The organism is Phenylobacterium sp. (assembly GCF_016793285.1).
Lineage (GTDB): Bacteria > Pseudomonadota > Alphaproteobacteria > Caulobacterales > Caulobacteraceae > Phenylobacterium.
In genome coordinates this window covers 1-9,450 of sequence record NZ_JAEUMO010000096.1, presented here as the reverse complement: position 1 = coordinate 9,450, position 9,450 = coordinate 1, and the positions used below count along the sequence as shown (strand labels likewise).

At 71.5% G+C, this 9,450-nt stretch carries 11 protein-coding genes; 3 read left to right on the top strand and 8 right to left on the bottom strand.

Annotation, left to right across the window (positions count from 1 at the left end; translation table 11 throughout):
* From JNL41_RS10105 to JNL41_RS10095, 3 genes are all read right to left on the bottom strand, one after another.
* Positions 1-192: type II toxin-antitoxin system ParD family antitoxin (locus tag JNL41_RS10105; protein ID WP_293474550.1), on the bottom strand; the 192-nt coding region annotated here is incomplete at its 3' end.
* A gap of 43 nt (positions 193-235) precedes the next feature.
* Positions 236-814, bottom strand: coding sequence for a hypothetical protein (locus JNL41_RS10100; RefSeq protein ID WP_293474549.1), 579 nt, complete (start codon positions 812-814; stop codon positions 236-238).
* Between the two features lie 41 nt (positions 815-855).
* Positions 856-1,362, bottom strand: coding sequence for an ATP-binding protein (locus JNL41_RS10095; protein WP_293474547.1), 507 nt, complete (start codon positions 1,360-1,362; stop codon positions 856-858).
* Between the two features lie 243 nt (positions 1,363-1,605).
* On the opposite strand from JNL41_RS10095, the gene JNL41_RS10090 reads away from it, so the two are divergent.
* Positions 1,606-3,012 carry a carotenoid oxygenase family protein gene (locus tag JNL41_RS10090; protein WP_293474546.1) on the top strand — a complete coding sequence of 469 codons (1,407 nt, stop codon included), beginning with the start codon at positions 1,606-1,608 and terminating at the stop codon, positions 3,010-3,012.
* Here JNL41_RS10090 and JNL41_RS10085 read toward each other — a convergent pair.
* The 4 genes from JNL41_RS10085 to JNL41_RS10070 form a co-directional block, all read right to left on the bottom strand.
* On the bottom strand, positions 2,984-3,772 hold the full coding sequence (locus JNL41_RS10085; protein ID WP_293474544.1) for a glucose 1-dehydrogenase: 789 nt from the start codon (positions 3,770-3,772) through the stop codon (positions 2,984-2,986). The genes JNL41_RS10090 and JNL41_RS10085 overlap by 29 nt on opposite strands.
* 207 nt (positions 3,773-3,979) lie before the next feature.
* The gene (locus JNL41_RS10080) at positions 3,980-4,153 is read right to left on the bottom strand and encodes a hypothetical protein (RefSeq protein ID WP_293474542.1); all 174 of its coding nucleotides are present in this window, start codon (positions 4,151-4,153) and stop codon (positions 3,980-3,982) included.
* A gap of 236 nt (positions 4,154-4,389) precedes the next feature.
* Positions 4,390-5,349, bottom strand: coding sequence for a hypothetical protein (locus tag JNL41_RS10075; protein WP_293474540.1), 960 nt, complete (start codon positions 5,347-5,349; stop codon positions 4,390-4,392).
* Entirely contained in the window at positions 5,346-6,335 is a 990-nt protein-coding gene (locus JNL41_RS10070; protein ID WP_293474538.1) for an alpha/beta hydrolase-fold protein, read from the bottom strand. Before JNL41_RS10070 ends, JNL41_RS10075 begins: the two co-directional genes overlap by 4 nt.
* Positions 6,336-6,502: 167 nt before the next feature.
* Between JNL41_RS10070 and JNL41_RS10065 the strand changes: the two genes are divergently transcribed.
* Positions 6,503-8,362, top strand: coding sequence for a calcium-binding protein (locus tag JNL41_RS10065; RefSeq protein ID WP_293474536.1), 1,860 nt, complete (start codon positions 6,503-6,505; stop codon positions 8,360-8,362).
* Positions 8,363-8,446: 84 nt separating this feature from the next.
* Positions 8,447-8,722 (top strand): hypothetical protein, encoded by a 276-nt coding sequence (locus JNL41_RS10060; protein ID WP_293474534.1) that lies wholly within the window; start codon positions 8,447-8,449, stop codon positions 8,720-8,722.
* A 28-nt stretch (positions 8,723-8,750) separates the two neighbouring features.
* On the opposite strand, the gene JNL41_RS10055 is transcribed toward JNL41_RS10060, so the two are convergent.
* Positions 8,751-9,446 (bottom strand): VIT family protein, encoded by a 696-nt coding sequence (locus JNL41_RS10055; RefSeq protein ID WP_293474552.1) that lies wholly within the window; start codon positions 9,444-9,446, stop codon positions 8,751-8,753.
* Positions 9,447-9,450 lie beyond the last annotated feature (4 nt).

Genomic DNA, 9,450 nt, shown 5'->3' with positions numbered 1-9,450 from the left:
CATCATCGCGTCGTACTCGGGAGCGACCTCCTCCCGGAGCCAGCGCTCGACGGCGGCGTCGCGCTCTCTCAGCGCGCGCAACCCGTCCCGCACCACCTCGCTCGCCGAGGCGTAGTCGCCGGAGGCGACCTTGGCGTCGATGTATTCGGCCTGCTCTTCGGCGAGGCTGAAGGTGCGCTTGGTGGTGGCCATGGCGAGGGCTCCGGTATGACTTCTTCATACCGCGCGCCGCGGGTCACTTCAAATCGGGCAGGGGCAGCGCGCCGTCGCGCGGGGTGGCGACCTCGGCCACGTTCAGGGTCATGGAGACGAGGTCGTAGTAGCCGCTGACCGCGACCAGATCGACGACGCCCTGTTCGCCGAGCGCCGCCTTCGCGGCGGCGAAGGTCCTGTCGGAGACGCGGCGGTCGCGGCGCAGCTCGGTGCAGAAGTCGTAGACCGCGGTCTCGTCGGCGGCCATGCCGGCGGGGCGGCGGCCCCGCGCAAGGTCGGCGGCGACCTGCGGCTTCAGTCCGGCCTTCAGCGCCAGCGGATAGTGGGCGTACCACTCGTACCCGGCGTTCCAGTGGCGTGCGCTGATGAGGATCGCGAACTCGTTCAACCGCGCAGGGATGCTGGAGTGGAAGCGGATGTACTCGCCCACCTTCTGCGCCCGGTCGGCGAGCTGCGGGCTCCGCAGCCAGGCGTTGAAGGGGCCGCCCAGCGAGCCGCGCGGGCCCGAGCGGATGGCGTCGGCCACCGCCTTCTGCTCGGGGCTCATCTGCCCGTCGCTCAGCACCGGAAACCGCTCGGCCGCGTTCGCACCCGTCGCCATCAGGACCCCCAAGGCCAGGATCAACCCCCGCATCGCCTGCCTCACGCGCTTTCGCTGACGATCGTGCCGTCCAGCTCGGCCGGCTCGGGCGGCTCGAACACGCCCTCGACGAACTCGAACATGTCGGGCGTGACCTCGATGGCGAAGTTCTCGCCGCGCACGACGTTGCGCTCGGCGACGCGGGCGCGGCGCGCCTCCTGGCTGGCGGTGACGAAATGGAACTGCAGGGGCAGACCTGCGGCCTCCGCGATCTCGCGCACGCGGGCGCGGTCGGCGCGGCGCATCAGGCCGATGTCGAGGATCACCGGCGTGCCCACCGCCAGGCAGGCCGCCGCCGTCGACCAGATCTGGGTCTCGCAGCGCTGCACGCGCTCGATCATCCACTCGTACTCGATCGGATCGGGCATGTCGGGCGCGAAGAGCCGCGCCATCCAGTCGTCGAGGATGAAGGCCACCGCGCCCTCGCGGCGGGCGAAGGCGTGGGCGTAGGTGGTCTTGCCGGCGCCGGAGGGGCCGAAGATCGCGTGGAGCGTCGCTGGAGAAGCCATGTGCGCGATCTAGCCTGACGCGCTTTTCATGACCAACCCGCGATCCGCGGCCGCGATCGACTGGCGGCCCGTCCGCGGACGCCGGCGACGTGTTCGCAACCGAAATAATTCCGGCGGACCGGATTGACAGAAGCATCGGCGCAGGACCGGACAAACTATTGAAAGTATTTGTTTCGTTCGGCCTTGACGTCGGCTCGGCGTCGTTGTTGTCGCTTGGCCGACAGCTACCAGGGCAAGGCGAGCATGACCGAACCGACACCGGACGATCCCTTCCTCGCGGGCGGCTTCGAGCCGCTGCGGCGGGAGTTCGACTGTCCGGACCTGGCCGTCGACGGCGAGATGCCGGACGGCCTCGACGGGACCTACTACCGCGTCGGGCCCAACCCGCAGTTCGCGCCGCGGCCGCCGTACAATCCGCTGATGGGCGACGGGATGGTCCACGCTTTCCGGATCGCGGACGGGCGGGTGAGCTACCGCAACCGCTGGGTCCGGACCGGGCGCTGGCTTCGCGAACACGCGGCGGGGCGGGCGCTGTTCGCCACGGCCGGGCCGTTCGGCGACGATCCCGAGGCGGGGCCGCGGCCGGGCGATGGCGTGGCGAACACCAGCCTCGTGTGGCACGCCGGACGCCTGCTGGCGCTGGAGGAGGGCGCGCTGCCGGTCGAGATCGACCCCGAGACCCTGGAGACACTGGGACCGCATGTCTTCGGCGGCGCGCTCGGGCGCAACATGACCGCCCATCCGAAGGTCGACCCGGCCACCGGCGCGCTCAGCCTGTTCGCCAACCTGCCGCGCGGGCGGCTGACCGGGGAACTCGCGCTCTACGAGGCGGACGCCGCGGGCGTGCTGTCGCCCGCGCGGATGGTCCAGGGCCCGCACGCCTCGATCGTCCACGACTTCGCGATCACGCCGAACTTCGCGGTCTTCGTCGTGTGCCCGGTGACCCTGTCGCTGGAGCGGGCGCAGGCGGGCCGGCCGTTGATCGCCTGGGAGCCGGAGGCGGGCGTCGAGGTGCTGGCCGTCCCGCGGGCGGGCGGCGAGCCGCTGCGGTTCGAGACGGCGCCCTGCATGGTCTGGCATGTGATGAACGCGTTCGAGGAGCGCGGCGGGATCGTGCTGGATCTCTGCGAGCAGGACGTCGCCATGTTCCCGACGGCTGACGGCAGGCCGCCGGACGCCAGCCGTGCGGCGCAGCGGCTGGCGCGATGGCGACTGGATCCGCGGCGGCCGGGCGTCGTGGAGCGCCGACGACTGCACGACGCCGTCTGCGAGTATCCAAGGATCGACGAGCGGCGGACGGGCCTGCCTTATCGCTACGGCTATCTGGCCGGGCTCGGCGGGCCCGGCACGGGCGACCTGTTCCAGCGTGGCCTGTCGCGCTTCGACCATGCGACCGGCGAGGTGGCCGTGTGGGACGCGGGGCCGACCGTGGCGGTGTCCGAGCCGGTGTTCGTGGCGCGCGGGCCGGAGGAGGGCGACGGCTGGCTGCTGGCCAACACTTACGATGAGGTCAGCGGCACGGGCGCGCTGGTCGTGCTCGACGCCTCTGACGTGGCCGCGGGTCCGGTCGCGCGGGCCCGCCTCGCCCATCGGATGCCGATGGGCTTCCACGGGCTGTGGATCAGCGCAGCATCATCCCGCCGTCGATGACGAGTTCGAGGCCGGTGACGTAGCGCGCCTCGTCGGACGAGAGCCAGAGGACGCCGTTGGCGATGTCGGCCGGGAAGCCCTTCACGCCCAGCGGCACGGCCAGGGTCGACATGGCGTCGAGGTCCGGCGGGGCGTTTGCGCCCGGGTTGATGGCGTCGCCGACGGTCAGCCAGATCGGGGTTTCGATCAGGCCCGGGTGGACCGAGTTCACGCGGATGCCGTCCTTGGCATTGGCGCATTCGAGCGCGACGGCCTTGGTGAACAGCCGCACGCCGCCCTTGGTGGCGCAGTAGCCGGCGAGGCTGGGCGAGCCCTTCAGGCCCGCGACCGACGAGATGTTGACGATGGAGCCGCCATCGCCGCTCTCGCGCATCAGCGGGATGCCGTGCTTCACGCCGAGGAACACGCCGTCGAGGTTGATGGCGGTCTGGCGGCGCCAGTCGGAGAGCTTCATCTCCAGGATCGGGCCGCCGATGCCGATGCCGGCGTTGTTCACCAGGATGTCGAGCCGGCCGTGGCGGGCCTTGACGCCGCCGATCACGTCGATCCAGGCGTCCTCGTCGGTGACGTCGTGCGATCGGTACTCGGCCTTGCCGCCGGCCTTCCTGACACCGGCCGCCACCTCCTCGCCCAGGGCGTCCTGGATGTCGGTGACGACGACGAACGCGCCTTCCTCGGCGAGCTTCTCGACGACGCCGCGGCCGATGCCGCTCGCCCCGCCGGTGACCAGCGCCACCTTGCCCGCAACCCGACCCGCCATGTCCGCCTCCCTTATCGCTGGTCAGTTGGTAGCGCAGGCGTCGGCGGCCGAACAGCCGTGCCGTCGCGGAAGCCGTCCGGCTGGGGGGCGAGAGCGGGGCGCTCGGCGCCGCAAAACCCTCCGGCGCCCGCCGAGCCTCGCCCGGGCGGGCGCGTATGGACTGTCGGGACCGGCGCGACGCGCCGGCGCGGAGGCGGCCCTACAGGCCTACTGCATCCACTTCGGGTCGGTCGCGCCGGTGGTGAGGACGCCGTAGATCAGGCCGATGGCGAGCAGGCAGATGGCGGCCACCATGACGACGCCGATCATCCCCTCGAACTTCTCGGCCAGGTGCCGCGGCTTGTGATGTTTCACATCGCCGGCATGAGGCTCGGTATGCATGACTCTTCCTCGCAATCCGTTGTGGAGTTTCTTCGTCTCCACGCCGTCCTGCGGCAGACGCCAGCCAGGCGTCCCCCGGAAGTTCGTCGTCGGCCCCCCACTGAACTCTGGACCTGGGCCTGGCGGGCCGCCGGGGCGCGCCCTGTGCCGCCTGTCTCAGTCAGGCGATGCAGACGAGTCTGCGCTTCATGGCGTCGCCGGTCAATCGGCAAGGCGAGCGGCAAGCCTTTGACACGTCAGGGTTTCGGAAAGCGCGTCGCAGACGCGGCATAGATGTCGACGTCGGTGCGCCAGTCGTTGAGGACGCCGACGACGGGCCGGCCGCCCACCTCGCCCCGCACGAAACTGCCGTTCCAGCGCCGGTCGTAGACGGGGATCGTGTAGCGGGCGAGGGCGGTGAGGCGGCCGGGCATCGCCGCGCCGGACCTGAACGCGTAGCTCACCGCCCGATCGGTTCCGGGCGGGTCGAGGCGCATGTCGGCGAGCGCCGCCTCCCGGCCGTCGAGCCGCCAGCCGCCCGTGGCGCCCTTGTCCAGCAGCAGCGTCGTGGCGTCGGCGCCTTCGCCGGAGAGCCAACTGTAGGCGAAGGGGGCCTGGAATCGCGGCGCCTCCTGGCGCTGCTCATGGAACTTGGCGAGGCCCTCGTGGCGGATCTTCCGGCCGGCGATCTCGAGGTCGGCGTTCACGACCCCGTAGACCTCCTGGCGCCCTTCCAGGACCTGCGCGGCGAGCGACGAGGCGCCCACGAACTGGCCGGTGACCCTGATCGGTACGCGGCCCGGCCCGTGGGGGGCGGCGAAGCTTCGGTGGGCCATCAGGTCGGCGGTGAGGCGCACGGACGGGGGCTCTTCGCCGTGGCGCACGCGAACGAGTTCGGCCTCGGCGCCGGGCGCGGCCCAGGTGGCGACGTCCCGGTTCGCAAGGCGCTCGCGGGACGCCGGCAGGTCGTGGGTGGTGAAGGCGTAGAGCCGGCCGTCGTGGACGAGGTGGCACCAGAGCCAGGTCTGATCCTCGTCCGGAAATCGGCAGAAGCGCAGCGTCAGCGCCGACCTCCCGTCCGCGGAGACGGTCATCACCATGGTGGACTCGGAATAGGCCTTCGACCCGCGCACGCGAATGTCCTTCGAGGCGGCCGCGAGGGCCGGGGCGGCAATCAGCGCCGGCGCGGCGGCGAGCAGGGTCCGGCGGCGGATCACCTGGACGGGCTCGTCGGCGGGAAGGGGGCGCGCGGCTCGTCGTCGGGGACGCCCATGGCGCGGCGCAGGCGGTCGATGCGGCCCTTGTTCTCGTCGCGCACCGGATCGGCCGCGGGGGGATTGAGCACTTCGCGGTCGAGGAAGCGGAGCGCGTCGCGGAAGCGGGCCGTGACCGTGCGGCCGGTGTGGTCGGCGTTGCGGACCAGGCGGTACTCATGCGGCACGCCGTTGTCCCACATCACGCGGTGCAGGTACTCGGTCCCCTCGTCGAGCTTGAACATGTCGAGATCGCCCACCTCGATGTAGATGGCGAGGCCCGACTTCAGGATCGCCGCCTTGTTGGCCAGCACCATGTTGGCGGGGTTCGCTTTCTGCCAGAAGGCGCGGTCGACGGGGTCGCCGAAGATCGACCGGAAGAACTTGTCGTCGCGCTGGAAGCGGTTGCGCATCCTCACGTCGTCGAAGCTGAGCGCCGGCTCGATGCCGGGCTCCATGGCCGCGAGGCCGCCGAACATCTCGGGATGGTCGAAACCGAGGCGCAGGCTGCCGAGGCCGCCCATCGAGACGCCGGTGACCATGGTGCGGCTGCGCTCGGACGACAGGCCGTAGCGGCGGCGCAGTTCGGGCACCAGTTCGCTGACGATGAAGGTCTCCCACTTCTGGGAGCCGTCCTTGAAGTCCATGTAGAGCGAGCGGCCGACGTCGGGAGTGGCCACGACGGCGGCTGAGAAGTCCTTCGCCGCCCAGGCCGCCTCGACGGTGGGTTTCATGCGGGCCAGGAAGCCGTTGTCGCCGCCGCCGCCGTGCAGCAGCAGGAGCAGCGGCAGCTTCCGGCCGGCGTCGTAACCGTCGGGGAGCAGCACCGAGACCTTCACCGGCGAGGGCACGAGCCGGCTCTGAAGCTCGATCGTCTCGACCCGCGTGGCGGCGTGCGCGAGGCCCGCGAACGCCAGCGCCAGCACCGTCCCCAGCAAAGCCCGCAGCATCGCCGTCTCCCCGAAGTTTGCGCCACGCTAGCACCTGGGCCGAGCGGCGGCGCATAGCCGCCGGCTATCGCGCCGAAACCGCCGCGGCTGGCACAGCTTTGCCGTGGATTCCAGAACGTCGTTCACATAACGTGGTCCCGGAATAGGGCGGGCCGTGGGGACTGACGATGGCGACGTTCAATTTCGAGACGATCACGGATGTCCAGGCGCAGGCCTTCGCGGCGACGGACACGGTGATCTTCACGGGCGCCGGCGAGCGCGCGGCCACCACGACGGTGCTGTTCGTCGCCGCGACCGCCACCGCGCCGGCGTCGATCAGCCTGCTCTCGGGCGTCACCGGCCGGGTGGTGAACTTCAACCTCGCGCTCGGGTCGACCCGGCCCATCTTCCCCGACAGCTCGGTGCTCTTCATCGGCACCACGGGCGGCGACAGCTTCAACGCCGCCACGGCGGCGGGCGGCGCCGACGCCGGGACGAGCGACGGCCTCTACGGCGGCGACGGGGCCGACACGCTCATGGGCGGCAACGGCGGCGACCAACTGCAGGGCAACGCGGGCGCCGACAGCCTGATGGGCGGCGCCGGCAACGACATTCACTACGGCGGCCGCGACGACGACATGATCGTCGTGGGCACGGGCGCCAACTTCGCCCAGGGCAACCTCGGCAACGACACGCTCTCGGCCACCACCAGCACCGAGGCCAACACCCTGCTGGGCGGCCAGGGGACCGACAGCGTCCAGGGCGGCTCGGGCGCCGACTTCCTGAACGGCAACCTCGGCGACGACGTCCTGGTCGGCGGCGGCGGCAACGACAACATGTTCGGCGAGGGAGGGAACGACAACCTCACCTCCAGCACGAACACCGGCAGCGTTTCGCTGAATGGCGGCGACGGCAACGACACCCTCACCGCCGGCGACGCCAGCCTCTCAGCCTCGGGCGGCGAGGGCAACGACCGGATCTTGGTCGGCGTCGGGGTCGCCAACACGACCGCCCTCGGGGTGATCGACGGCGGCGGCGGCGACGACTTCATCATCATCGGCTCGTTGGGCCGCGACACGATCACCGGCGGCGCCGGCAACGACACCATGAACGCGCTGAGCGGCGGCGGCGACTCGCTGAGCGGCGGCGCCGACAACGACATGATCCTGGGCTCGGGCGACACCGTGACCGGAGAGACGATGAACGGCGATGCGGGCGACGACACGATGATGGCCTTCGCCGGCGCCGATACGATCGATGGCGGGATCGGCAACGACTACATCTACACCGGCCAGGGCGACGACACCGCCATGGGCGGCGACGGGAACGACACGATCGACAACCTCGACAACGGCAACGACCTCATCATGGGCGGCGCCGGCAACGACGCGGTCGTGGCCGGCGTCAACAACGACACCATCCTGCTGGGCGACGGGAACGACGTGGCGCTCGACGGCGGCGGCGACGACACGATCTCTGGCGAGGCGGGGAACGACTCGATCTCATCCAGCGCCGGCAATGACCTGGTGAACGGCGGCGACGGGACCGACACCCTGCAGGGATTCACCGGGGCCGACACGCTGGCCGGCGGGACGGGGAACGACTCGCTGAAGGGCGGGGACGGCAACGACAGCATCTCGGGCGGCGACGGCGTCGACCAAATCGGCGGCGACGGCGGGTTCGACCAGATCAGCGGCGGGGCGGGCCTGGACGCCTTCCTGTTCGGGAGCGGGGACTCGGGGCTCACGGCGGGGGCGATCGACCGGATCCTCGACTGGTCGAGCGAGGACCAGATCCGGTTCGGCGCGCTGGGGGCCGCGACCGAAGGGGTGAACTACCTGGAATTCACGGCGACGAGCTACGAGGCGGCGCTCAGCCTCGCCAACACCCAGATAGGCGGCGGGGTGGCGAAGTTCGTGGTGATCGGGGTGGGGTCCGACGTGGTGATCTTCGTCGACACGGCGAACAACGGCGGGACGGCCGAGGACGCGGTCGTGTTGCAGGGCCGCACGCTCGCCGACATCGGGACCTTCAACTTCAACAACTAGGCGTAATCCGGGGCGGGGAGGTCCAGCCGATGGACTTCCGCGCCGCCGGGAGTCACACCGGCCCGGCATTCCCAGGAGCCGCGCATGGTCCACCTCGACGACTTCATCGATGACGGGGGCGACGACGAGGGGCCGGACGTCGCGGCCGACTTCGCGGCGCTGAAGGGCTGCCTGAAGGCGCTGGCCGACGCGATCGCCAGCACGAACCTGGCGGTGATCAACGCCGCCCAGGGCGACGGCGGCGCGGCGACCCAGCGGGTGCAGGCGTCGGTCGGGGCGCTGAAGCGCTTCCACGACGCGATGAAAATCCTGGAAGCCGGGACCGAGGACGACGCGGCGGGCGAGGACGAGGGGCTCTAGGGTCCGGTGGCCCGCGGCGCTGGGGCGGTCAGGCGGCGACGCCGAAGAGGGAGCCGACGCCGGCGGTGGCGGCCAGCGCGAGGGCGCCCCAGAAGGTGACGCGGACCACGGCCTTCGCGATGTTCGCGCCGCCCGCGCGGGCCCCGATGGCGCCCAGAAGCGCCAGGAAGACGATGGCCGCGGCGGAGACGACCGGGACGACGGTTCCCTGCGGCGCGAGCAGGGCCGCGGCGAGGGGCAGAGCCGCGCCGGCGGAGAAGGTGAGCGCCGAGGTGACGGCCGCCTGGACGGGGCGCGCGGTGCTGATCTCCGAGATGCCCAGCTCGTCGCGGGCGTGGGCGGCCAGGGCGTCCTTGGCCATCATCTGGTCGGCGACCTGGCGGGCGAGCGCCGGCTCGACGCCGCGATGGACGTAGATCGCCGCCAGCTCCTCGCGTTCGAACGCCGGCTGGTCGCGCAGCTCGGCCCGCTCGCGCGCGAGGTCGGCGCGCTCGGTGTCGGCCTGGGAGCTGACCGAGACGTACTCGCCTGCAGCCATGGAGAAGGCGCCGGCCACCAGCCCCGCCACGCCGGCCAGCAGCACCTCGCTGCGCCCCTGGCCCGCGGCGGCCATGCCGGCGAGGAGACTGGCCGTGGAGACGATGCCGTCGTTGGCGCCGAGCACCGCGGCGCGCAGCCAGCCGATCCGCTGGACCGCGTGACCTTCGAAGTGGCGTAGCGGCATGGCG